General features: G+C 64.9%; 16 protein-coding genes and 3 pseudogenes. 8 read left to right on the top strand and 11 right to left on the bottom strand.

All coding sequences use genetic code 11. The annotated features are described in order from the left end of the window. Both HMPREF0975_RS16025 and HMPREF0975_RS02905 read right to left on the bottom strand, forming a co-directional pair. A pseudogene (locus tag HMPREF0975_RS16025) lies at nucleotides 1–233 on the bottom strand (CrcB family protein); the annotation flags it as partial. After that, the gene (locus HMPREF0975_RS02905; RefSeq protein WP_009232633.1) at nucleotides 226–1,983 is read right to left on the bottom strand and encodes a DUF2079 domain-containing protein; all 1,758 of its coding nucleotides are present in this window, start codon (nucleotides 1,981–1,983) and stop codon (nucleotides 226–228) included. The gene HMPREF0975_RS02905 and the pseudogene HMPREF0975_RS16025, both read right to left, overlap by 8 nt. A gap of 80 nt (nucleotides 1,984–2,063) precedes the next feature. Here HMPREF0975_RS02905 and HMPREF0975_RS02900 point away from each other — a divergent pair, with 80 nt between their 5' ends. The 3 genes from HMPREF0975_RS02900 (at nucleotide 2,064) to HMPREF0975_RS02890 (ending at nucleotide 6,191) form a co-directional block, all read left to right on the top strand. Beyond that, the gene (locus HMPREF0975_RS02900; protein WP_009232632.1) at nucleotides 2,064–3,530 is read left to right on the top strand and encodes an amino acid permease; all 1,467 of its coding nucleotides are present in this window, start codon (nucleotides 2,064–2,066) and stop codon (nucleotides 3,528–3,530) included. A 23-nt stretch (nucleotides 3,531–3,553) separates the two neighbouring features. Beyond that, a complete protein-coding gene (locus tag HMPREF0975_RS02895) occupies nucleotides 3,554–4,411 on the top strand; it encodes an inositol monophosphatase family protein (protein WP_049939402.1) in 858 nt (285 codons plus the stop codon). 217 nt (nucleotides 4,412–4,628) lie between these two features. Next, nucleotides 4,629–6,191, top strand: a complete 1,563-nt coding sequence (locus tag HMPREF0975_RS02890; protein ID WP_009232630.1) for an MFS transporter — start codon at nucleotides 4,629–4,631, stop codon at nucleotides 6,189–6,191. A gap of 89 nt (nucleotides 6,192–6,280) precedes the next feature. Here the strand turns inward: HMPREF0975_RS02890 and HMPREF0975_RS02885 are convergent, their stop codons facing one another. The 3 genes and pseudogenes from HMPREF0975_RS02885 to HMPREF0975_RS14610 form a co-directional block, all read right to left on the bottom strand. Then, nucleotides 6,281–7,564 carry a GDSL-type esterase/lipase family protein gene (locus HMPREF0975_RS02885; protein ID WP_009232629.1) on the bottom strand — a complete coding sequence of 428 codons (1,284 nt, stop codon included), beginning with the start codon at nucleotides 7,562–7,564 and terminating at the stop codon, nucleotides 6,281–6,283. Nucleotides 7,565–7,763: 199 nt separating this feature from the next. Continuing rightward, on the bottom strand, nucleotides 7,764–8,948 hold the full coding sequence (locus HMPREF0975_RS14615) for an amidase domain-containing protein (protein WP_009232628.1): 1,185 nt from the start codon (nucleotides 8,946–8,948) through the stop codon (nucleotides 7,764–7,766). Nucleotides 8,949–9,766: 818 nt separating this feature from the next. Beyond that, nucleotides 9,767–9,949: pseudogene (locus tag HMPREF0975_RS14610) on the bottom strand (response regulator transcription factor); the annotation flags it as partial. A 1,146-nt stretch (nucleotides 9,950–11,095) separates the two neighbouring features. On the opposite strand from HMPREF0975_RS14610, the gene HMPREF0975_RS17270 reads away from it, so the two are divergent. Next, nucleotides 11,096–11,266, top strand: coding sequence for a transposase (locus HMPREF0975_RS17270; RefSeq protein WP_141424913.1), 171 nt, complete (start codon nucleotides 11,096–11,098; stop codon nucleotides 11,264–11,266). 20 nt (nucleotides 11,267–11,286) lie between these two features. Here HMPREF0975_RS17270 and HMPREF0975_RS17265 read toward each other — a convergent pair. The 3 genes and pseudogenes from HMPREF0975_RS17265 to HMPREF0975_RS14595 form a co-directional block, all read right to left on the bottom strand. Beyond that, nucleotides 11,287–11,450: pseudogene (locus tag HMPREF0975_RS17265) on the bottom strand (IS1634 family transposase); the annotation flags it as partial. Between the two features lie 521 nt (nucleotides 11,451–11,971). Then, the gene (locus HMPREF0975_RS14600; RefSeq protein WP_009232627.1) at nucleotides 11,972–12,664 is read right to left on the bottom strand and encodes a response regulator; all 693 of its coding nucleotides are present in this window, start codon (nucleotides 12,662–12,664) and stop codon (nucleotides 11,972–11,974) included. Beyond that, nucleotides 12,661–13,548 (bottom strand): sensor histidine kinase, encoded by an 888-nt coding sequence (locus HMPREF0975_RS14595; protein WP_198009134.1) that lies wholly within the window; start codon nucleotides 13,546–13,548, stop codon nucleotides 12,661–12,663. Before HMPREF0975_RS14595 ends, HMPREF0975_RS14600 begins: the two co-directional genes overlap by 4 nt. An 88-nt stretch (nucleotides 13,549–13,636) precedes the next feature. Between HMPREF0975_RS14595 and HMPREF0975_RS16015 the strand changes: the two genes are divergently transcribed. Further along, the gene (locus tag HMPREF0975_RS16015; RefSeq protein ID WP_049939358.1) at nucleotides 13,637–13,879 is read left to right on the top strand and encodes a hypothetical protein; all 243 of its coding nucleotides are present in this window, start codon (nucleotides 13,637–13,639) and stop codon (nucleotides 13,877–13,879) included. 744 nt (nucleotides 13,880–14,623) lie between these two features. Here the strand turns inward: HMPREF0975_RS16015 and HMPREF0975_RS15400 are convergent. Then, a complete protein-coding gene (locus HMPREF0975_RS15400) occupies nucleotides 14,624–14,788 on the bottom strand; it encodes a hypothetical protein (protein WP_156808154.1) in 165 nt (54 codons plus the stop codon). 390 nt (nucleotides 14,789–15,178) lie between these two features. Here HMPREF0975_RS15400 and HMPREF0975_RS02865 point away from each other — a divergent pair, with 390 nt between their 5' ends. Continuing rightward, nucleotides 15,179–16,981: an alpha/beta hydrolase gene (locus HMPREF0975_RS02865; RefSeq protein ID WP_049939357.1), complete on the top strand. Its 1,803-nt coding sequence runs from the start codon at nucleotides 15,179–15,181 to the stop codon at nucleotides 16,979–16,981. 65 nt (nucleotides 16,982–17,046) lie between these two features. Here the strand turns inward: HMPREF0975_RS02865 and HMPREF0975_RS02860 are convergent, their stop codons facing one another. Further along, nucleotides 17,047–20,007 carry a lysylphosphatidylglycerol synthase transmembrane domain-containing protein gene (locus HMPREF0975_RS02860; protein ID WP_009232624.1) on the bottom strand — a complete coding sequence of 987 codons (2,961 nt, stop codon included), beginning with the start codon at nucleotides 20,005–20,007 and terminating at the stop codon, nucleotides 17,047–17,049. Between the two features lie 284 nt (nucleotides 20,008–20,291). Between HMPREF0975_RS02860 and HMPREF0975_RS02855 the strand changes: the two genes are divergently transcribed. Both HMPREF0975_RS02855 and HMPREF0975_RS02850 read left to right on the top strand, forming a co-directional pair. Beyond that, nucleotides 20,292–20,945, top strand: coding sequence for a hypothetical protein (locus tag HMPREF0975_RS02855; RefSeq protein ID WP_009232623.1), 654 nt, complete (start codon nucleotides 20,292–20,294; stop codon nucleotides 20,943–20,945). Nucleotide 20,946: 1 nt separating this feature from the next. After that, nucleotides 20,947–21,348: a winged helix-turn-helix domain-containing protein gene (locus tag HMPREF0975_RS02850; RefSeq protein ID WP_009232622.1), complete on the top strand. Its 402-nt coding sequence runs from the start codon at nucleotides 20,947–20,949 to the stop codon at nucleotides 21,346–21,348. A 753-nt stretch (nucleotides 21,349–22,101) separates the two neighbouring features. Here HMPREF0975_RS02850 and HMPREF0975_RS02845 read toward each other — a convergent pair. Further along, a complete protein-coding gene (locus tag HMPREF0975_RS02845; protein WP_009232620.1) occupies nucleotides 22,102–22,992 on the bottom strand; it encodes an ABC transporter permease in 891 nt (296 codons plus the stop codon). Between the last annotated feature and the right edge of the window lie 2 nt (nucleotides 22,993–22,994).

Genomic DNA, 22,994 nt, shown 5'->3' with positions numbered 1-22,994 from the left:
CGTCGCTCGCCGAGCGCCCCGAGCAGCAGCCCCAGCGCCAGGGCGCCGACAACGTTGATGACCAGCGTCGTCGTCGGCAGACGACCGGGGGCGGCGGGCCACGCCTGTTCAAGGACCGCTCGCACCAGGGTGCCCGCGCAGCCGCCCGCGGCGACCAGGGTCAGCGAGCCCACTGCCGAGGGCGTCCGACCGGCCGTGGACCCGGGCCCCGCCCCGGGGGCCGCATCAGTCATTGCGCTTGGCGATCTGGTAGCCGTTCTTGTTGTAGATGACGGTGTAGGTCGCCCCCTGCTTGGAGTGCTGCTCGCCCCAGGCGGCGGCGTCGGAGACGCCCCACTGGTTGCCGCCGCCGTTGCGGTTCATGACGACGTACTCCTTGTCCGGACCGCTCGTTCCCATCCAGGAGACCTCCGCCCGCGGGACCAGGTAGGCCAGCATCGACAGGTCGGTGACCACGGTGGACCCCTCGGGAATGGTGGCGATGACCTCGTGGGCGGTGGCCACCCGTCGTGCCTCCGGGTCCTCCTTCTTGGTCTGGTCGTTGGGCGTGTTGAAGTTCTGGTCGGTGGCCTTCCACATCGGCAGATACGGGGCGGACAGGACACCGGTGGCCACCACCGTCACGATGCCCGCCGTGACCACGTGGCGGTACCGCAGTGGCACGGTGAGCCAGGTGGGGAAGACGGTCGGGCGCCTGCGCAGCCCACCGCCGCTGCTCTCACCGCTTTCACTGTCCTCATCAGCGCCGCCGTCCGCTTCGCTGGCGGTATCGGTCGTGCTGTCAGCGCCGTCGCCCGCCTCGCAGCAGGAGTCGGCGGCGGTATCGCTGGCGGTATCGGCGGCGACGTCAGTGCCGGTAGCACCGGTCGGTGACTCGGGAACGGCCAGGCCGTCGACCCCCACTTCCCTGACGGGTCGGCCGGCCTTGTAGGCGCCGTGCGCGCGGTATCGGGCCACGACGTCGAGCAGTGCCCCCAGCGCGATCGGCATGAGGGTGACGTTGTAGTGCCAGTTGTCCCACACCCAGTAGAAGTCCACCGACCCCAAGAACCGCCACGCCAACGTGGGCAGGACCACGAGCAGCCAGGGCGAGGTCAGCCCGATGACGCCGCTGGTGAGGACCAGCATGACGACGACCTTGACCTTCTGGGTCAGGGCGTCGGGCGAGGCCGGCTTGTCCGAGCTCAGCCCGTAGTCCCACACCCCGTTGATGTTGAAGGCGGGCAGGAACACGAGGACGGAGAAGAGGAAGGCCGCGACCCCTCCGACGATCATGCCCACTCCCAGCCGCAGCCCCCGGCTTCGATTGCGGGCGTCGTCGGCTCCGTCGGCACTCGAGTCGCCGACGGTGCAGGTCCGGTACCAGGCCGGGACCACCGAGGTGAGGATGACAGCAACCCCGATCATGAGAACCGTCAGCCCCATATCCTCCTTGACCAGGACCAGCGGCGCCGACCAGGCCGCCACCGCCACCCATCGCCGCTCCACGAATGCCACCGAGGCGAAGGCCAGCATCGGCATTGCGAAGGCGATCTCGTGGAACTGCGCCGCCACCGCCCCCTGCATCCCCCAGGACAGGACGTAGACAAGGCCCAGGGCCCCGCCCACCCACTGATTCGTCAGCCGGCTGGCCAGGCGGGTCAGCGGCCAGGCCGAGACCGCCAGCAGCAGGTCCTGGGTGATGAGCAGGCTCAGGGGGGTGGGGAAGAGCCGCCAGATCGGCCCTAGCAGAATGAGAATCGGGTGGAAGTGGTCCCCCAAGAGATTGAACCCGTCGCCCTTGATCGGGACGATCGGGGCTTGAAGGTGGGCGTAGGCCTTGGCCAGCTCGGAGAAGATCGCCAGGTCCCAGCTGGGCACCTGCTTCATCGTCTCCCACTGGACGATTGAGTAGTAGATCATCACCCAGGCGCCGATAACGACGACGATCGCGGCCGGAATCGAGTGGCGGATCTGGTCCCTGAGGTTCACGGCAAGGTTCACGTCTCCGAGCCTACCCGTGTGAATCCGGGATGAACCTGGTGCCGCTAGGCTCGTGGCGTCACCCACGATCAGGAGACGAGATGTCCCAGACCCCGCAGCCCGCCGAACCCACCCCGGCGGCCGAGTCCGCAGCGCCGCATCAGCGCTCTGACCTCGAAGAACTGGTGGACCATGACGCCGAGCCCCAGCTCCAGCGTCACCTGACCAACCGTCACGTCCAGCTCATCGCCATCGGCGGGGCGATCGGAACCGGGCTGTTCATGGGCTCGGGAAAGACGATCTCCCTGGCCGGTCCCGGCGTACTCGTCGTCTACGCGGTCATCGGCGCCTTCCTCTTCCTGGTCATGCGGGCCCTGGGCGAGGTGCTCCTGTCCAACCTGTCCTACAAGTCCTTCGCCGACGTCGCCCACGACCTCATCGGGCCGTGGGCCGGCTTCTTCGTGGGCTGGACCTACTACGTGTGCTGGTTGGTGACGGCTGTGGCCGAGGTCATCGTCATCACCGGCTACGTGGGGTACTGGTGGCCGACTCTGCCCCTGTGGGTCACGCCGGTAGTGACCGTGGCCCTGCTGTTCAGCCTCAACCTGGCCACCGTCAAGGCCTTCGGGGAGATCGAGTTCTGGTTCTCCATCATCAAGATCGTGGCCATCGTGGCGCTCGTCGTCGTCGGCGTCATCATGGTGCTGCGCGGTTTCACGGCGCCCAACGGGGCCCGGGCCCAGGTGTCCAACATCTGGGCGGGCGGCCTGCTCCCCAACGGACTGAAAGGATTCTTCGGGGCCTTCCAGATCGCCATCTTCGCCTTCGTGGGCACCGAGCTCGTGGGGACCGCCGCCGCCGAGGCCAAGGACCCCGAGGTCACCCTGCCGCGGGCGATCAACGCCATCCCGATGCGCATCGTCCTGTTCTACCTGGGGGCGCTCGCGGCCATCATGGCCGTCACCCCGTGGCGGGAGATCAACCCCGAGAAGAGCCCCTTCGTATCCATGTTCGCCCTGGCGGGGCTTGGCGTCGCCGCCAGCGTTGTCAACTTCGTGGTGCTCACGGCCGCGGCGTCGTCGGCCAACTCCGGGGTCTACTCCACCTCCCGAATGCTGTTCGGCCTGTCCTGGGCGGACAACGCCCCCAACGTCTTCCGCAGGCTGACGGCCCGATCGGTACCCGGAATCTCCCTCATCGTCACCTGCGTCAGCCTGTTGACCTCGATCCCGCTGCTCTACACATCCGAGTCCATCATCGATGCCTTCACAACCGTGACGACCGTGGCCAGTGTCCTGTTCATCTTCGTGTGGTGCGTCATCGTCATCTCCTACTTGCGCTTCCTCACCCTGCGGCCCGAGCTCCACCGGGCCAGCGCCTTCCGCCTGCCCGGTCAGCGCGTGGCGGCCTGGCTGTGCCTGGTCTTCTTCGCCTTCGTCATCTGGACCCTCACCCAGGCCCACGACACCCGGGTCGCGGTCTTCGTCTCGCCCCTATGGCTGGTGGCGCTGGGGGTGGCGTGGGTCGTCCACAGCCGCCGGCTCGCCGGACAGGAGCGGCAGTCGTGACTGCTGGCGGCGATCGATCGGAGATGCCACCGGCAGGGGCGACAGGGGGCTTGACGTCGTCAGCCTCCCTGGAGGATCTGCTCGCCCGGGCGGCCGCCGCGGTCCGCCGGGCCGCCGCTTTCGCCCTGAACCCGGGCGAGGAGCTGCGCATCGAAGCCAAGGCGCACCGCAACGACCTGGTTACCCAGGTCGACCGTGGCGTCGAGGACCGCATCGCCCGCCAGCTGGAGGACACCGGCATCCCCCTCCACGGCGAGGAGAAGCACCGGATCGAGGACTTCGAGGCCTATCGCGGGCGTGCCTGGGTGCTCGACCCCATCGACGGGACCCTCAACTACGTGTCCACCCACCGCGACTGGGCTATTTCGCTCGCCTTGGTCGACGACGGCGTCCCCGTGATGGCGATCCTCGCCGACCCCGTCGCCGACCGGCTCTACACGGCGATCCGTGGCCGGGGTGCCTGGGTCGAGCCGCTGATGACTGGCGCAGCGGGCGCTGACGGCGCCGGCGGCGTCGGGCCCAGGGCTCTGGAACCGGTGGAGGACCTGCCCCTGAGTGAGGGGATGGTGATCGCCCACTATCAGCTCACGCAGCACGCGGCCATAGGCCGGGCCATCGAGACCTCCCGCGGCATGCGCTGCTACGGGGCGGCCGCCCTGGAGATGGCGGAGGTGGCCGCGGGCGGCGCGGTGGTCTACGCCCAGCCGCTGCTCCAGCCCTGGGACGTTGCGGCCGGGGCGCTCCTGTGCACCGAGACCGGCGTGGTCCTCACCCGGATGGACGGGGCGCCCTTCGACGTGCGCCGCGCCGGGTCGCTGCTCGTGGCCACCCCCGCGGCCCACGCCGAGATGCTCGGGCATCTGCGCGTCGCTGGCGGCTAAGGTTCGCAGGACCGGGCTGGTCCGCGCGTTCGTGCCTTAGGTCGCGCGTTCGAGGGGTAAAGGGTGCGAACGCGACACCTACCCTACGAACGCGCGAGCGGTCAGCCGCTCGATACGTACAGCGCAGGCGGCCATGCCGGTGTTAATCTTCATTACGGTCATTTAGGTCCGGGGGCGCTTGCCGCCACCCGAGGGATCGTTGCGAAAGGTGCGCCGTGTGAGGCAGGCACTCATCTTGCTGTTGATCTGCACCGCCAACTTCATGAACGTCCTGGACGTCACGGTCGTCTCCGTCGCACTTCCTGACATGGGCGCCACGCTGGGCGCATCGCTGAGCGAGCTCCAGTGGGTCGTCAACGCCTACACCCTGCCGCTGGGAACGCTTCTGATGTCTGCGGCGACCCTGAGCGGATCGGTGGGACGGCTGCGTCTGTTCCGCTGGGGAATCGCTCTGTTCACAGCCGGTTCCCTGGTCTGCGCGTTGGCGCCGTCGGTGGACGTCCTGGACTGGAGCCGCTTCATTCAGGGTGTCGGCGGTGCGATTTTCCTGGGCGTCGGCGTCCCCATGATCTCCGACCGCTACCCGGTTGGCCCACCCAGGGCCCGGGCGATCGGGGTATACGGGGCGGTCTCCGGCGCGGCCATCGCCCTGGGGCCGCTCATCGGCGGCGGGCTTGTCCTGCTGGCGGGCTGGCGCTCGATCTTCTGGGTCAATGTCCCGGTGGGCCTCGCAGTCTGGCTGGGCTCGCGATGGGTCCCCGAGACAGGCGCGGATCGGGGCGCCGCTGCGACAGGTGCGGCGGTCAGGAAGGTCGACTGGCCGGGCACGGCCCTGTGCGTCGCTATGACGGGGGCGCTGACGCTCGCACTCCTCCAGGGCAACATGTGGGGGTGGACCTCACCCGCGATCGTCTCCTTGCTGATCGGCTCCGTGGTGCTGTTCGGCGCCTTCTGCGTCGTCGAGCGACGATCGGCCGGCCCCATGGTGGATGTCGCGATCCTTACCGAACCCACCTACGCAGGCAGCGTCATGGTCGGGTTCATCATCCAGGCGGCCCTCATCGGGCCGATGGCCTTCCTGTCCCTGTACGCGCAGAACATCTACCGGCTTACCCCCGCCCAGACCGGGCTGTGCTTCCTGCCCTTCAGCGCCTCCGCCCTCGTTGTGGCCGCCACCTGCGGAGGAGCGGTCAGACGCTATGGGGCCAGGGCGAGTCTGTTGGGGATCGTGTTGGGCGGCGTCGTCGGCTCCTGCCTGCTCATGCTCCTGCGCGGATCGAGTACCTGGCTGGTCCTCATCCCCGGGCTAGTCCTGGCGGGGGCCGCGACCGGGGCGACCGGGACGATTGTCAACCAGCTGGCGGTCTCCTCGGCCGATGAGGACACCGCGGGGATGACCTCGGGATTCTCCGCTGCCGCCCGCCAGCTCGGCATCGTCATGGGAGTTGCAGTGATAGGTGTGAGCTATGAGCGAGTCATCCGTCGGGCGATGACCATGTCGCCGGAGATCGGCGTCCTGGGACATGCGGCGGATCGGGAACACCTCATCTCCCTGGTGGCCTCCGGTAAGGGGGTGCGGGCGCTGGAGGGTTGGCCAACCGCTGCGCCGGCTGGAGTGCGAACCCACCTGGCGCCACTGGTCCGCTCCGCCACGGACGCGGGCCTCACCGTCAGCCTGATGGTCGGGGTTGCCGCGATGCTCGCCGTGGCGATCTACTTGGCGCTCACCGTGCCCGGTCGGCGTGCGAAGACCGGTGTTTTGCACCTGTTCTCCTCGTGACCATACGACCCGCGTGGTCGTGCCTTAGGGCACGCGTTCGAGGGGTAGAGGGTGCGAACGCGCGCCTTACCCTGCGAATGCGCGGGTGGTCAGCTGGCGGGGGCTACTTGGGTGGTGAAGTCTTCCTTGCCCTGGTTGTCGGTGACGACGGCGGTGATGGAGACCTGCTGGTCGGCGGGGACGGTGGTGGTTGCCTGGGCGCCGGTGAGGACCTCTTCGGTGCCGTCGGCGTGCTGGATGTACCAGTCGACGTTCGTGATCGTGCCGTCGGTGTCGGTGGATGCCGAGGCGTCCAGGGTGATCTGGTCGCCGTCGCGGGTGAGGGTGAAGGAGCCGGTGGGGCGCATGTTGTCCACCTGTGCCTGCGCGGCGGCGGGCTGTTCCTGAGCGGCCTGCTGGTCGTTCAGGGTGTTCATGACGGAGGTGGCCATGGCCTTGTGGCCGTCGGCGTTGGGATGGAAGCGTCCGGAGTTGAGCAGACCCTGGAACCAGGAGGCGCCTTCGCCACACAGCTCGTGTCCGGCGAAGGAGTCAGAGGGGTCGGTGAACTGGTGGCCGTGGCGCAGGGCGGCGGCTTTGAGGGCGGTGTTGAGCTCATTGGTGCGGGCGTTGATCCAGCGCTGGTCCACTTTGGCGAGTCCCTGGCAGCGGCCGGGTACGGGACCGCCCGTGCCGCCCGCCGAAGTGAACATGCGCGGGTAGCCGACGGCGACGACGGTCGCGCCCGGGGCGCGGGTGGCGATGTCGGTCATGATCGTGTCGTAGCTGTAGACACCGGCCTGCTTCCCCTTGCCGGCCAGGGCGTCGATGGTCGAGTCGACCGGGTCGGTGAGTTCCTTGTCGCTGCTGCAGTTGGAGAAAGGGGGCTGGGTGACGCACTCGGAGAGGATCTTGGCGAAGCCGGCGTCGTTGCCGCCGATGGAGAAGGTGACCAGGCCGGTGGAGGCGTCCAGGTGATCGAGCTGGGCCGGTTCCTTCCACGGGGTGCGGGCCTCGTAGAAGTGCTTGGTCCAGGCGCCGGAGCAGGCGCCAAAGTCGAGCGTCTTGCCGGTCCGGTCGGCGACCTGGTGGGCGTAGGCTGCCGTGGCGCGCTTGCACTTGTTACCGTTCTCCACCTGCACGTCGGTGCCCTTGGCATAGGGGGGAGCGCCGACGCCGGAGGCATAGGAATCCCCGAGGGCCACGTAGTTGCCCGCCGGCAGGGACGGGGCCAGAGGTGCTGAGTAGACCGAGGGGCCGACGGCGGTGAAGACGGCCAGAGTCATGGCGAGCGCACCGAGGCGGGCGGGTCGGGCGGAACGGAGTCGCAGGAGCCGGACGAGGTGCTGAAGGAGTTCGGTCGAAAGCGGTGAGTGATGGGGACGGTTGGGCACAGTGAGCTCCTCGACATTGAACTGACGACTCAAAAGAATACTACCGATCGGTGAAGTTTAGTGGATCGCGAGGTTGTACGCGACCTACTGTTTCTGAAATAACTACTGCCGCCTGATTGAGGGTAGCCCTCAGCCGCCGATATAGCTCCATGCTGCGTCGATAGTATGTATCTTGATTTCGCAGTATGAAACGACTTCCCTACCGTTTTAGGGCGTACCATGTGACGTCCAACCCTTGTTTGTCAGCACGTTTTTTAGTTTGCGAGACTGGGATGTTGTGCCGGTTGGGCGTCTTTTGTGAAACTCGTGGTTCACCCGCCCAACTAGTCCCGGTTACGACCATGACATGGTCAATTTTTCCGTCCGGCCCGCCTTTCTTTCTTTCAGGGTACCAGTCTGTGTAGAAAAGGTCGCCCGCGCGTGCCGCTTGGATGTCTATGAGCGGTGTGTAAGAACTGTGTTTGATAACATAGTTATATTGGAACGATGCAACGCTCCATGTGTGTGATGCTACTTGAGATCCGGGGATGTGCCAAAGATATCTTGGCGTCCAAATGTCTGGACTATCGGGCGGAAGATTCAGTTTCGGTGGCAGGAATCCAGGTCGTATGCCCCAACCTCCTGCATGCAGAACTTCTGAAACGAAATTTGCGCAGTTATTTCCTGCGTGCGGGTAATCTGGATTGAAGTCATCTCCTTTGTCTCCGTTGTTCGGACGGCCCGTCCATTTAAGCGCATACTTAACCATGTTCCCAACATTTGTGCGAGGTTGCTTATGCCGCGCGGGTGACGCGGCAGGTTGATCTTCTGAATCCTCAGCATCTGGTAATGCAGCGGCGTTGGGGTCATCCGAGGATGGTGTTGGATTGTAACCGTCCGGGACTTCTCCGGCGATTGCGGCCTCTTCCGCAGCGCTATCGTCGATTTCGTCGGCAGTGACGATATAGCCACTGCTACCCTGTGATAGCGTGATGAGATGACGGTCCGACCAGCTTCCCGGTTCGCTTTCACCATTGTATGTAAATTCTGTCGAAATATCTGCCGTGACGATAATGGTTCCGTCCTGCTGAGGCGTTGTTTCGATGATGCTGACTTCGCTTTTCGCGGAAGTCACCGCCGTGCCCTCATTGGCCAACTCGTCCCGAGAATCGTGGGCTTCTTGCTCGGTTGAAGTAAGAGTTGCAGCAGACGTGGAGGTATTGGAGTCGGTCCATTCCGCGTCTACGGTCGCTTGATAGTCGGAGACAGCTTTGGTGACCGTTTCATTGTCGGGCTCAGAACCAGCCTGTCCAGGCAGGGCAACCGATGGGACCGAACAACCGAGCGCAATTGACGCCGCAAAAATAAATGAGAGTTTGCGTAGTGAAGGTTTAGTGCACCTCATGGTCCATTCTCCTTTTGTGGAACTATATCTCCCGTAGAACGACATCGATCTGACTAATGTGAGCCCCATTATGCGATTTCAACAGGTGTCAAAAATTGCTTGGTAAATCTATGTCGTATATTTGATGATGGTAGTAAATCGGCTTGTCTCGGCTTGTCGGACTAGGGTAGTGAATGGGCAGTTGTATTCCTGTGGTGGTAGGTGTTCGTCGTGGATGCGGCGGTGAGCGGTCAACCGTCAGCTGACGCTACGCGCAATAGTGACAGGGACGTCGAAGGTGGCAAGTATAGAATATCCGTGCGGAGCCTCCTTGCGAATAGAACATTTTGGTCGAAAATAGTTCTGAGACACGGCTCCGGGTGCGTCCAAATTCAACACGACCCACCCCAGACATATCTACCTGTTCCTGCTGTTCCAAAGCTCAGGCCACCCGCACATCCACTCCCGGTGAGAAAACCACAGTGAATGCCTCCTGTTCGTAATTTATGCAGGGAGCATATGTGTGCGATCTGAAGGTCTGACGATCAAGATGCGGAAGCGCATTTGCTAAGATAGCCAAAAGAAAATGGCCAGGGCCAACAGATGTCATCGGGACTGTGGATAATGGGATTCAGAGTACCGAAAGAAAAGGGTAGTAGTGACAACATATCGGCCTTCCTTCGGGGAGGTGTGTTGGAACATGACACATTGATAATAGACACGTGCGTTCTTTTCTCACATCGGCCGATCGGATGGTCCGTATGGGCGATCCGTCGTCTGGGTGGACCACCTTTTGACGGAGTACGTGGGCTGGACGGAGACTTCGGTATCAACGATGATTATACTAGTCCGCCGCGTATTGCTTTCACTACGGCTCCCACTCGATCTTGTACGCCGAGCTTAGCGATGAGTGTTGAAACATGAGTCTTCACCGTCGCTTCGCTGATGTTGAGCTTTCGGGCTATCTGTTTACTGGACAGGGCTTCGGCCATGAGTTTCAAAACTTCAATTTCTCGCGATGAGGGTCGCGCAAATTTGATCCTGATTCATAATGCTTAGTGTGTCAGGGATTTTTCGGTTTAGGGGGTGCCCTTTATATGGTGTGTCGGGCGGCTGCGGGTAGTTTCGTGGCTGGTTGAGGGTCGCGGAGGGGGGCTGTTGCGGATCATGGCGTGCAGGGTCAGGATGCGGCGGGGGCCCGGCGCCTGGCCCACGTGCCGGTGAGGTGGAGGCCCATGCAGCTGGTGGTGTGCGTGAGACGCTTCGCCTGCACCCACTGCCGCCGAGTGTGGAGGCAGGACACGAGCGGCCTGGCTGTGCCCGGGAGCCGTCTGACCCGCTCGGCAGTCGACTGGGGGGCTGCGGGCCCTGGGCCTTGAGTCCATGTCCGTCTCACGTGTCGCGCAGGTGCTGGGGCTCTCCTGACACGCCGCCAACAGCGCGATCCTGACCCGGGCCGAGCAGGTCCTCAACGAGGCGTCCGCCCGGTTCAAAGGGGTGGAGGTGCTCGGGGTTGATGATTCCCCCGCGCTTCGCTCCCGTGCGGGAGGTACCCCCTCTGTTTGGCGTCACACCAGACGGGGCGACCGGTACGCCCGCCGCGGTCATCGACTTGGCCCCCATACACGACCGCAGTAGTCCGGCTCGCCTGCTGGATATGGTCCCGAGCCGATCCAAGAAGGCCCTCAAGAACTGGCTCACCGCCCGGGACGAGCCCTGGAAACAGACCGCCCAGGGTTCAAGAGCGCCGCCGGAGAGGAGCTCCCCAAGGCCCGGGCGGTCATGGACCCCATTCCACGTCGTCTCCCTGGCTTGCCGGCAAGCTCGACCAGTGCCGCCGCATCCAGTAGGGAGACCACAGGGCGCCGGGGCCGGGCAGGAGACCGGCTCCACCGGGCCAGGCACACGCTGCACACCGGCGCCGACCTGCTCACCGATCCCCAGGCCAGGCACCTTGAGGCCTTGTTCGCCGACGAGCGCCACGCTCCGGTCCATGCCGGCTGGGGCGTTTACCAGCGCCTGATCCAGGCCTACAGGGTCGAGGACTCGGGCCTGGGAAAGCACCTGATGCGACGGCTCATCGACTGCCCTGACGCAGACCGTCTCAGACGGGCTCGAGGAGATCAAGACACTGTCCAGGACCCTGACCGAAAGAGCCGCCGACACCCCTGGCTTACTTTGACCACCCCCGCACCTCCAACGGCCCCACCGAGGCAGTCAACGGCCGCCTGGAACACCTATGCGGCATCGCCCTGGGATTCAGAAACCTCACTCATTACACCATCCGCAGCCTCATCCACACCGGACGCCTCAAAGACCACCTGGTAACAACCACCTAAACCGACTCTGCCGACCCCTGGCCCTGCTTGGCGGCGATCTCCTGCCTCCCGGCCTCCAGCCCCGCCTCGTCATGAGCCGATCCCAGGTGCTCCAGCAAATCCGGCGCACACCGCCGAACTTGGACACGATCTGCACCGCCGTGGCCTCCGAAGCGGTCCTGACCTTACGCAGAAACGGGCTTATATCGGTGCACCATACGGGCTCTTAGCGCCCCGCCACCAGACCCCAACACCGCAATACCAACGAAAACTCACATCGATTTTCCATAACCCACGAAGACGTCATGAGTCAGGTCTGATGCCCGAAAATATCGGCCGATCGGATCGGCCATCTGGATGATGAGCGAATCAACCTATGGAAGGAGATAAAGGTTTGAAGATATCTTGCGAGCCCGTCACCCACCTGGTCGGAAATAGTGAGGTGTACTCACAAAATGAAGCGAATCAGTCTGCGCCCTGGGTGAACGCAGACGATCGCGATATCTGCGAAGAGCTCTCAGCTACTGGATGCACCTGAGAGCAGGTCCGAGTCGCAGACAGCTGTGCCCGCGACTCACAACTTTCGCTGGCATGAAGGCCTAATCCGGATAGGGCGGGAGGTATATTCGTCCAGCGAGACAAGTAGCTGCTGACCTGGGTGAAGGGAAACGATCGCTATTTCCGTGAACGTCCCATGCAGACTTTCGAGGCGAAAGAAGTCAGCTACTATACGATTCCGCTTCGGACTGCTTTGACGACGGCGCCCACTCTGTCATGAACTCCTAGCTTTGCAATGAGGGCGGACACATGAGTCTTTACAGTCGCTTCACTGATGTTCAGCCGACGGGCAATCTGTTTGTTGGGAAGCGCCTCCGCCATGAGTGCCAGCACGTCGATTTCACGTTGAGATAGATGATCGAATTCAGGAGAACCGGACACATGGCGTGTCGGGACAGTCTCAGCCTGTTCGGTTTTCGTGGGCTTGACAGAAAGGATATTCTCGGTTTCACGCAAATGGCGGCTAGAGGAAGGGGAGAGCACGAGATTCCCCTCGACCGCCTGACGAATGGCACCGGCGATCGATTCGACGGGATCTTCTTTGGCTATGAAACCATTCACGCCAGCCGCGAGAGCGCGTTCGACTAAATCTTTCTCAGTGAAAGTTGTCAGAATCAGAATTGCTGTTTCTGGTAGCTCTTCGTGAACAATGGTGGCGAGGGAGACGCCGTCCATTTGAGGCATTTGAATATCAAGAAGAATCGCTCGCACGGCAGGATGGTCGGGTGATTTGAGGAGCTGGAGCGCTTCGCTCCCGTCGCATGCCGTCCATGCGACACTGATGTCCTCCTGGGTGTCGAGAAGCGTGCTGAGGACGTGGCGAACAAGAGCGTCATCATCCGCTATACCAATGCATATCATTCAGCATGCTCCTTGGAGGTCGTCTGCGGAACGACTGCGCTGATGATCCACGCCCCATCTTCGATTGAGGTGGTGAGAGTGCCACCGAGCGCTTCCAGTCGTTCACGCATGCTCAGTATTCCCATGCCGGACGAAGGTAATGCCCCGTTGAGATTTTCACTGACGGCGTTGGTGGAGAGGATTCGAATACAGTCTTGATTCTGAGATATTGTAAGCGTAGCAGGAGTCGCAGGATCTCCATGCCGTATAATGTTGGCACCGATCTCTCGAAGTATACGGGAAAGGACTAACGTTTGCGCGCGAGTCAAATGAATATGGTCGGCGATATGGCAACTCATGTGAAACCCTGCGTCGGTGACATCGTGTGTGACGAGATTTGCGGAGACGATGATATTATCGACGGCATGTCTTGACGGAGAGTCGTTGGACAAGGAAAGATAGTGGGAGTCCTTCTGTAGTGCGTAAAGAAGGATGCGTAGTTCATGAAGCGTGTCGGCTCCGGTCCGGGCGATAGCGGCGAACTCCGCCTTCGTCTCCGGTGAATAAGCGGGATCTTCTGAAGACACCCGCGCCCGAAGCACGGTCTGCGACATCGAGTACGATACGAGGTCGTGCATGTCTTTTGCGATATCGCTTCTTATTCTCTTCAAACGCTCTTCCTTCATGTTGGCTTGCTTATACCAGAAGCATTCGGCTTGTCGCGCAATAGCGCCTATAAGTATGGTAAATCCGGATAGTGTAATTCCGGCTATTTCAAATAAGCTCGCTCGCGCCGAAGGTGTGATGACAGGTGATATGGCTGTTGGAAGGTTATTGGATGTTAGTATGATCGCAGCGGAGGCTATGTCGTTGATCAGAAATACAAGGAAAGCTTGTTTTAGCATAAAAAAGCGACCCAAGTATAGGTAGAATAGTGAGAGGCTTCCTGCGATGTCGGATGCGTAGGCTCCAGGCAGGGAGAGGAAGCACAGCATGCATACCGAGAACGTTGCGATTGCCGATGGTTGCCAAAAGGGGATTGTGATAGAAATCAGAGACGCCAAGATGATGAATATCAAAAGCTGCCTCGAAACCGGAACTGGCCTCATGAATAGAGGTGTGAAGATGCTCAGGATGCAATATGTGATTCCGAGGGCCACATATATTTTAGTCGTGGGCGTGTTTATTGTTGTTCTGTTGGTTAAATACTTCGAAAGAGAGAGTAGGGGAGGGTGAGCAGTTCTTGCAGCCATTTTCTCCCGTCCTCACTGGATGAAGCAGGTCCGGTGGTGGGTGAGCTTCAGTTTCAGCGTACGGCGCTATCGGCCGATCGGCAAAATATGGGAGATGGGGCGTTCAGCCTCTTGACACGCACGTTGGTCGGTACGGCTATCGCACGTGCTTCTCGCTCCTCCTATTGGCTCATCCGATCGGATGAGCGTTCACCCCTTGAACTGATAGGAGCGGTTAGTTGTCGTTGTTCTCGATCTTCCGTTGTCTGGCTGAGTAGGGGGTGGGTGGCGGTGTCGCAGGTGCTGTGGGTGGGATGATGCTGGTTGGGTGTGGCGGTGTGCCGCGTGTCGTCTCGCGGTGGCCGGGCTTTTCCGGGGCCAAGGGGGTCCTGCGTGGTCACGGTGGGCAAGGGGCAAATGTATGTCGATGGGGCGATAGGCTCTGGGGCCTGAGCCCGGTCAGCTGGAGGCTGGCCTGGGGGCGGCCTTGTAGCGCAGGACGGTGCGGCGGGCGATCACGGCGGGGACGCTCATCAGTGGCAGGCGTACCGTCTTGGGTTCCCAGCGCCTGGCGGGGTGCCGGCTAAGGTGAGCATTTGGTAGAAGGCCGGCAGGCCTGCAGGTCGGGGCCGCGAGAAGGCACCACACGCGGCTGACCGCGCAGCCTTGCAACGCGAAGCGGTCGAGCTCGACAGGGCTACCTCCTGAGTGAAGCGCGCGGGAACGCTTTCGCGCACCTGATGCGGTCCTAGCAGCGTTTTTGCAGCCGGCGGTGGGTTTCGAGGTCGGCGAGCTGACCGACGCGGGTGTTGGTGGCCAAGGCCACGGGTCGGTAGCCCTCGATGTCGTCGAAGCGCAGCTGCGCGCCGTGGCGGGGCAGCCCCCGGCACCTACCACCAGGGATCACCAACAAGGTAACGGGCCGAGTCCGCCCTGATCCAGCGCGCGGCGGATAATCTCGACGCGGTTGGTGGCGGTGTTCGCCCCCGCGTTACCCGGCCGCAGCACGATTACCGTGCACTCCCCGCCCCGTCGTCGGAGCCGTGGCCTGCTCCAGGCAGTCAGCGGGTGATGGCCGAACCCGCTCTTGAAAGTCAGCGCCGCGCCCCCGACGCACCCGGTTGACGGTCCTCTCAACCACCTCGACGTCCCTGGCTAGGGGCCCACCAACCGCGAAGCCGTCAGGTCAGACGCAACATCCCCGAAGACCTCATCCTGGCAGCGCAGCACCACCAGGGTTGCGCGCCTCGTGGCAGGCGGGGGAGCGCCGTGCGGCGCGGCCGACACTGGTGGCCTTTGTAGGATGTCGGTCATGAGAAATACAGTGAGGCGGTGCTCGGCCGGCCCAGGAAGTGCTGTCTCGGTGTGGGCATCTGCTGTATCCGCGGCGACAGCAAATTCGGCACGCCCTCGTCGAACGAGCGTTGGTGCCTTGGCGGTCCTCGTCGGAGGGTGCCTGAGTGCCTGTGGGACGGGACTGGCCCCCGCAACAGGTGGCTCGGCCACCGTCGCAGGCCCGATTCCGTCGGGCCTGGAATCCTTCTACCATCAGGCCGTCGACTGGTACCCCTGCGGCGCCACCGGCGGCATGGAGAAGGTCTCGGAGAAGACCGCCCAATCGAGTACCGCCACAACGGCCGCCGCCGCCACGACGTCGGCGGAAGCAACGGCCGCCCCGGGCTCCGGCGGTGCGACCAGCACGGCTGGCGCCTCCGAAGGAACCGACGATGCCACCTTCAGCTGCGCCGTCGTCACCGTTCCTCTCGACTACGCCAAACCGCAGGGCGAGACCATCTCGATCGCCATGAAGAAGCGCGCGGCCACCGGCGGTCACCCGCAGGGCGCCCTGTTCATCAACCCCGGTGGCCCCGGCGACTCCGGGGTCGCCTTCGCCGAGCAGGCCGGCACGTCCTTCGCTCCCGAGCTACTCAGCGCCTACGACGTCATCGGCTTCGACCCGCGCGGAGTGGGTTCCTCCACGGCCATCACTTGCACTACTGACGACGACTCGGCCAGTACCGCTGAGCCCTCCGCAGCGGCATCCGCCGGCGCCGCCTCGGGTACCGACTCCTTCGAGGAGTGGTCGGAGGCGACCCGGCAGTCTTTCCAGGATCTGGCCGACCAGTGCGCCGCCAACACCAAGCCCGCCGCGCTGCTCGACCACGTCGACACCGTCTCCGCGGCCCGGGACCTCGACATCCTACGGGCGCTGGCCGGCCAGGAGAAACTGACTTACCTGGGCTTCTCCTACGGTACCTACCTGGGAGCCGTCTACGCCGAGCACTTCCCCGCCAACACGGGGCGCATGGTGCTCGACGGCGCGATCGACCCCGCCATGTCCCTCGCCGACCAGGCGCGGGGACAGGCCACGGGCTTCGAGCAGGCGCTGCGCACCTACGTCGACTACTGCCAGGCCTCCACCGGCTGCCCGCTGAGCGGCGGCACCGACGCCGGAGTCCAGCAGGTCCGTGACCTCGTCACCTCCGCCAACAGCAGCCCCTTGGTGACCAGTGACCCGAACCGAACAGTGGCCGGCTCGGACATCGTCAGTGCCTTGAGCGAGTACCTCTACTCCTCCGAGCAGGCCTGGGCACCCCTGACCAGCGCCCTGGATCAGGCCATCAACTACCGCGACGGCTCACTGTTCGCGGCCCAGGAGGACCAGGCCGCAGCCTCGAAGGATGACAGTGGTGGCGCCTTCCAGGCCGTCACCTGCCTGGACTACCCGGTGGAGGGTGACACGGCCACCTGGGCCGCGCAGTACGAGGAGGCCAAGCGCGTGGCCCCGATCTTCGGGAATACTGCGGTCGGCATGGACCTGGTGTGCAGCGTGTGGGGGCACAACGGGACCCGCAAGCCCACGCAGATCCATGCCCGCGGCGCCGCGCCGATCCTCGTGGTGGGAACCACTGGGGACCCGGCCACCCCGTACGCGTGGGCTCAGTCCCTCGCCGATCAGCTCGACTCCGGCCAGCTGCTGACCTGGGAGGGCACCGGGCACACCGCCTACGGCGGCGACGCCCCTTGCATCAACGACGCCGTCGACACCTACCTGCTCACCGGCACCATGCCCAAGAAAGGCCTAACCTGCCACGGCAACGAGTAGCTGCTGCATAGACGGCCCGGGCGCTCCGTTGCCGTCCGGCGCTAGCCGGCTCAGCGTCGCCGGACCTACAGGTCCCCGACCTTCTGGAGGCGCTGGAGGCTGAGCCAGCCCACGGGGATCGGGATCCAGAAAGTGACCAGGCGGTAAACGATCGCCGTCGACAGCGCCACCCCGTAGGGGACGCCGGCGGCGACGAGCCCCGCGGTCAGGGCCAGCTCGACCGGCCCGATGCCACCGGGGGAGGGCACGATCGAGCCCACGGTGTTGGAGGCCAGGTAGGTGATGGCCAGGACCGCGAAGGGCACCGTGTAGCCGAAGGACCACAGGCTCGCGCTGAAGGACAGGATGTAGGACAGGCTCAGCATGAGCGCGCCGCCGACCCCCAGGGCCAGCCGCATCGGGTTGGACATGACCCATACGAGCCGTGGCCACACCTGGCGATAAGTGGGTTCGATCTTGGCCCACGCCCAGGTGCGCGCCTGAGGGATGACCAGGACGACCGCCGCCACCACGACGATGGCGCCGGCCGCGACCAGAACCCAGCCCGACGGCAGCGTCAGCCCCGTCGACTGGCCGGTCATCGCCGCCAGCACCACGAGCAGCACCACCGTCACGATGAACTGGACCACCTGCACCAGGGCCACCGTGGCCACGCCGACCGCCGTCGGCACGCCTTTGCGGTTGAGGAAGCGCAGGTTGATGGCCGCCCCGCCGACGCCGGCCGGAGCCACCAATGACACGACGGCGCTGGCTAGGTGCACCTCGGTGGAGCGCCACAGCGACAGCCGCTCGGGGCTGAAGGCCACCAGCGTGAGCCCGGCGCCCACGTAGGTCGCCACCGAGAAGGCCAGGGCCGCCAGCATCCACCAGATGTTCGCCTGCGAGACAGCGGCGCTGACCTGCTGGAAGTCCAGCCGGGCCAGCAGCGTCCATACCGCCACCAGCGCCACCACGGCCATGAGGACGGTGCGCGTGGAGAAGCGGTTGAGGCGGGCGGGTTCGGCGTCGGCCGTGGGCGTGAGGGCCACGAGGGCGTCGCGCAGGTCCTGCAGGACCTGCCGGCTGGCCCCGCGCCTGCCCATGACCTCGCGGGTCTGACTCGGTAGCACCACCCGCTGGAGCATGGGGGCGATCGAGGCCAGCTGCGCTGTGGTCAGCGACCGGGAGGCGGCGTCGATGGCCCGCTCGGCCCCCACGCTCAGAGCCGTCAGTGCCAGGGCCTGAGCCAGGTCCACGCGGCGGGACAGCTCGGAGGAGATCGTCTCCCCCGAGGCCCAGTCCAGGAGCCACAGCCCTCCGGCCTCGTCGACGACGACGCTCGAGGCGTCGATGCTGCCGTGCGCCAGGCCCGCGGTGTGGGCCCGCTGGAGCTGGCCCCACAGCTGGTCCAGGACGTCGTCGTCGACCTCGGACCCCAGATCGCGGATGGAGCGGGCGCCGACGACGTGGTCGGTCACGAGCAGCACCGACTCGGCGGCCTCGGCCATGCCCAGCAGGCCGGGGGTGCGCACGTGGGCGCGGCGCGCCTCCATCGTCATGAGTGCGGCGTGCTCGGCGGCCGGCCGCAGGGACAGGTCGCGGGTGGGGGACAGGCCCCTGACGCGGATCTGGTCCCAGATGTTGGATAGGAATCCGGCCACCTGCCGGTCGGCGTCGAGGAGGGTGACATTGCGGCGCTCGCCGGCCGAGTCCCACACGGCGTACATCCGGTGGACCGAGGCCCGCTTCTGCGACAGGGCGTCGCTGGAGGCCTCGGCGAGGACCGCGGCCAGGTCGACGTCGGTGGCCGGCCTGATCGTGTTGGCGCCCGCCGAGCCCGACGGCCTCGGGTCGAGCGGGGAGGCGACCGGCTCGGCCTGCGGGTCTGCAGTCGGGCCGGTAGCCGGCTCGGCGGCTGGTGCTGCGGCGGGAACAGGGATCTCGTCGGCGGGATGATCGGGTGTCGATGGCGCGGCCGGGCCGGCGCCGTTCGTCGGGGTGTCCGATGTCAGCGGGTTGTCGCGCACCTGTTCACGGACCTGCTCGGTGTAGCCTAGGGGCGCATCGGTGGTGACGACCCAGGCGCGCGCCTCGGGGGCGCGGTCCATGCGTACGACGCGCACGGCGTCGATCCCGGCCCGGCGCAGCGCGCGCACGAGCGTGACCCCGTGGGCGCGGCGGTCCTCCACTCCGAACACGTAACGGACCAGCAGGCCGACGGTGCGGCCCAGCAGCAGCGACAGGACCGCTCCGGGCAGAGTCAGGGCGCCGCGCAGGACAGCCAGGCCGAGGATCACCCACAGAGCCGCCCAGCCCGAACGCATCGTCGTCGAGCTGTTGCGGTCGCCGGCGCCCGTGAGCAGCCCCGCCATCGAGGCGAAGACGGTGGAGACGCCCAGCTGGGCGGTGCCCGAGGCGGTGACCGTCAGACCCATGACCAGGGCGGCCGGCCCCCATGTGACCAGGCCGGTCATCGCGGCGACGGCGACCGCGTACCCGGCGATCCCCGATATGACGGCCTCGCCGCAGGAACGCCAGGAGCGGCGCAGGAGGCGGTCCAGCAGCACGGCCAGCGGCACGATGAAGGTGGTCAGTCCCTCGACGGCCTGCAGGGGGAAGACCAGGATGCGACGCAGCACCACCGCCAGGGCGTTCTGGACGTCCTGGGTGACGCCGGTCGTGGTCTGGCGGGCGTAGATCGCCAGGATCAGAACGGCGCCGATGCCCAGGAGGGTCAGGGTCAGGTCGAGCAGGTCTTCGGTGCGGCGCAGACGGTGCGCGGTGGTGTCCACCAGGAGCGTCGTCGAGCACGGGGCTGCGGGGCCGGGAGCGGGGGCGGGCTCGGGTGCCGGGGCGACGCCGATGACCGGGATGCCGACCGGTGAGGTGGAGGCCGATCCGGCCGACGGTGTAGGGGCGGGTGATACGGTGACGGCGACGGGTGGGTCGGTGGTCGTCGGCGTGGGTGGCTCGGTGGCATCGATCGGCGCCGGGGTGTCGGTGAGGCCGCCTGCCGATGGGGGTGAGCCTGGTGCCGCATCAGTCATGGAGCCGATTCTAGGAGGCGACCCTGTGCAGGCCCTCCTACGTCGGGAGGACCCGTGCGGCGTAGGAGGGGGCGGACGGTATGGGTGCTCTCGGCGGCCATTCGCCTCACCGTTCCTTGCGGCGCTCCCGTCGACCCGCAGTGGCCAACGACTGCCTTCGAGTGTTTATCCCGCCCACCCCCAACGATAGTCGCCTATCTTCAAAGTAGTTTGCAATGCAAACTCAAGGGCGCTATCCTGGAGGTGGTTTGAAACGCAAACCACTCTGAGCAAGGGGGTTCATCATGAGTGCTGCGACTCAGCACCACGAGGTTCCGGCGGGGCCTGAAGAGGCTCTCGCCGTCGTTGACGCCCAGCGGAGCACCTATCTCAAGCGCCACGAGATCAAGGCGGCCCCGCTCCTGACCGCCTGGGGGCTGGCCTGGCTGGTCGGTTATGCCGCGCTCGCCCTCTATCGCGAGCCGGACTATGACATGCCGAGAGTGCCGTACCTGTTCTTCTGCGGCTGTCTCGCGGCGGCGCTGCTCTTCACCTTCGCCTACATCATCCCCAAGGCGCGCGGCATCCGCGGCCGAAGCAGCCGCGAGGGCACCTACTACAGCCTCGCCTGGGCTCTCGGGATGCCGCTGTGCGCCATCATCCTGGGGCGGGCGAACGCCTTCCTGGCCAGCGTCAACACGGCTCGGGCCAACGAGATCGCGAGCCTGGTATCCAACGCCCTGCCCTGCCTCGTCGTCGGCGTCATCTTCCTCATGAGCGCCGCGCTGTGGGATGAGACGGTCATGGGGATTCTGGGTGGCTGGATCCTCCTGGTCACCCTCGTGGTCACGATTGTCGGTATGCCCTGGGCCTGGTGGATCATGTCCGTGGCCGGAGGAGGCGGCATGCTGGTGGCCGCCATCATCAGTGCCGTAACGAGAACGAAGCGAGGTGCGTGAGATGGCCGAGAAGCCCCGGAAGGGACCGGGGGAGGAGGAAGGGCGTGCGGGCTCCGAGACCTGGGCGGCGAAGCCGGCAGATCTGGCCGGTATGGGCGCCTCCGCCGCCTCCGAGGTCGACATCGATCCCGTCATTCACGCCCAGGCCCGCCTGCGGATCATGGCGACCCTGGCCGCCGTGCCGGTTGGTGACGAGCTGCACTTCCCGCGGCTGCGCGAGCTGCTGGACATGACGGCTGGCAACTTGTCCACCCATCTGTCCAAGTTGGAGGGGGCGGGGTATGTCCAGCAGAACAAGACCTATGCCGGACGCAGTCCAGCCACCTTTCTGGCGTTGACTCCTGAGGGGAGGGTGGCCTTCGAGCGCTACGTGCGCAACCTGCGCTCTCTGCTCGACGCCTGAGGGTCGAGGCGGCCGGCCTCGGCCGAGGGACGTGATTAACCGAGCGGTCGACGTAAGGTGTGAAGCAAGTCTTATGCGTGGATGCCGATGGTGGTACCTCATGAGACGTCGTCGCAAGGGTTGATCGGTACCTGCCGTTCGACCGGGCTGCGGGGCGGACGGGATGTCCGCCCCGTCCTTCCCGTTGCCGTCTCCGTCACCGTGGACAACCCCAAGGGCATGCCATGTGTCAGAACTCGAAGATCGCGCAGAGCAATATGCATGACAACCTCCGATCCGACCGGCAGGCCGCTCGCCGGATCGACCGACGCACCCTGCTCGAGGGCGTGGTGGGCTCGCCGCCGCCTTCGTAGGGGTTCGTAGGGGGCGGTGCCGGATAAGCCCCTTGTCTTGGCCGCCTTGAGGTAAAAGTGTCCAAATGGGACGACATTGACGCGGCGCTTATGCGAGGCGTTGTGCATCTATGCAGGTCAGAGCCATGTTGCTCTGAAGAGCGTGACTGCTGAAGAGCTCAAAGTCGTCCCGTTTGGACACGATTCGCCTGCCAGGCGGAGCAAACGCATTGGATAGTGCCTGGAGATGCACTGAACTGGGTGACTCCCGGGCGGTGTGGTTGGCGACTGCGTTTTTCATCGGGAACGTACTTTTCCCGCAGATGACTGAGATCTGCCCTCAGTCATCTGCGGGAAAACGCAGTTTTCGCGGGAGATGTACGTCCCCAACGGCGCTGGGCGGGTGCGCTGGGCCGATCTGCTAGCGCACGCCCCCGGTGCGGCGGGCGACGAGGGCCAGCAGGCCCCACAGGACGGCCCCCAGGCCCACAATGGCGGCCAGGAGAGGGAGTATGCTCGCCGCGTCCAGCTTCCCGGCCGTCGACATGGCTGATGATCCCAGGAGCAGAGTCATGCTGAGAATGCCCTGCGGGACGCCGTAGGCCAGAGGGCTCTGACTCGCCTCCAAGCCGGTGGCGATGACGCAGCCGACGAAAGCTACCGCCACGGGCGCGGCGAAGGATCGCATGAGCATGCTCAGAAGCGACTGCACCGCGATCAGTGGCAGCGCACCCACGATCGCGAGGAGGTCCGCCACGATGAAGACCAGGGGCATCGCGGGCCCCAGGCCCATGATGAACGTTCCCGAGATCCATGCCAGGACCATGAAGACCACCTGCATCGCCAGTACGGGCACGAAAATGACCAGGGTCTTGGCCAGCGCCACGGCTATCGGAGAGTGGGGAGTGGTGCGCATCGCGTTCCAGCTCGTGCCCCGGTGCTCCACCCGCCATACGGTTGAGGTCAGCAGTGCCACCCCCAGAGAGCAGAAGAACATCGAGTAGAAGACCGTCATCTGGGAGGTGAGGGACTCCCACGTCTGGGAAAAAACCTCCCGGTTCGCGTAGAAGTTGAAGGTACCGGCGAACACCGCCAGCAGCGGCAGCAGAATGACCACCACCCACGCCGAGGACCTCTTGAGCTTGATGGCCTCGGCGGCCAGCAGGGAGGCGAAGCCGCTTCGGCTACCACCGCTGCTGCGGCCCGGTGCTGTGATCTCGGCCGGGGCGGGTCGGGCACTGGAGTTGGCCGGGGCGGGTCGGGCGAAGCCGGCGCCGCGGGGCATGGTGGAAGTGTGGACAGGCGTGCTCATGG

It is taken from the genome of Actinomyces sp. oral taxon 849 str. F0330 (assembly GCF_000239715.1).
Classification (GTDB): Bacteria; Actinomycetota; Actinomycetes; order Actinomycetales; family Actinomycetaceae; genus Actinomyces; species Actinomyces johnsonii.
Note: the sequence above shows the minus strand (reverse complement) of the source record. Positions and strands in the feature narration are given on the sequence as shown.

Coding starts and splice junctions, on each gene's coding strand:
- HMPREF0975_RS02900 (WP_009232632.1), top strand. CDS start 2,064: ATGTCCCAGACCCCGCAGCCCGCCGAACCCACCCCGGCGGCCGAGTCC.
- HMPREF0975_RS02895 (WP_049939402.1), top strand. CDS start 3,554: ATGCCACCGGCAGGGGCGACAGGGGGCTTGACGTCGTCAGCCTCCCTG.
- HMPREF0975_RS14615 (WP_009232628.1), bottom strand. CDS start 8,948: ATGAGGTGCACTAAACCTTCACTACGCAAACTCTCATTTATTTTTGCG.
- HMPREF0975_RS14600 (WP_009232627.1), bottom strand. CDS start 12,664: ATGATATGCATTGGTATAGCGGATGATGACGCTCTTGTTCGCCACGTC.
- HMPREF0975_RS14595 (WP_198009134.1), bottom strand. CDS start 13,548: ATGCTAAAACAAGCTTTCCTTGTATTTCTGATCAACGACATAGCCTCC.
- HMPREF0975_RS16015 (WP_049939358.1), top strand. CDS start 13,637: ATGCATACCGAGAACGTTGCGATTGCCGATGGTTGCCAAAAGGGGATT.
- HMPREF0975_RS02865 (WP_049939357.1), top strand. CDS start 15,179: ATGTCGGTCATGAGAAATACAGTGAGGCGGTGCTCGGCCGGCCCAGGA.
- HMPREF0975_RS02860 (WP_009232624.1), bottom strand. CDS start 20,007: ATGACTGATGCGGCACCAGGCTCACCCCCATCGGCAGGCGGCCTCACC.
- HMPREF0975_RS02855 (WP_009232623.1), top strand. CDS start 20,292: ATGAGTGCTGCGACTCAGCACCACGAGGTTCCGGCGGGGCCTGAAGAG.
- HMPREF0975_RS02850 (WP_009232622.1), top strand. CDS start 20,947: ATGGCCGAGAAGCCCCGGAAGGGACCGGGGGAGGAGGAAGGGCGTGCG.
- HMPREF0975_RS02845 (WP_009232620.1), bottom strand. CDS start 22,992: ATGAGCACGCCTGTCCACACTTCCACCATGCCCCGCGGCGCCGGCTTC.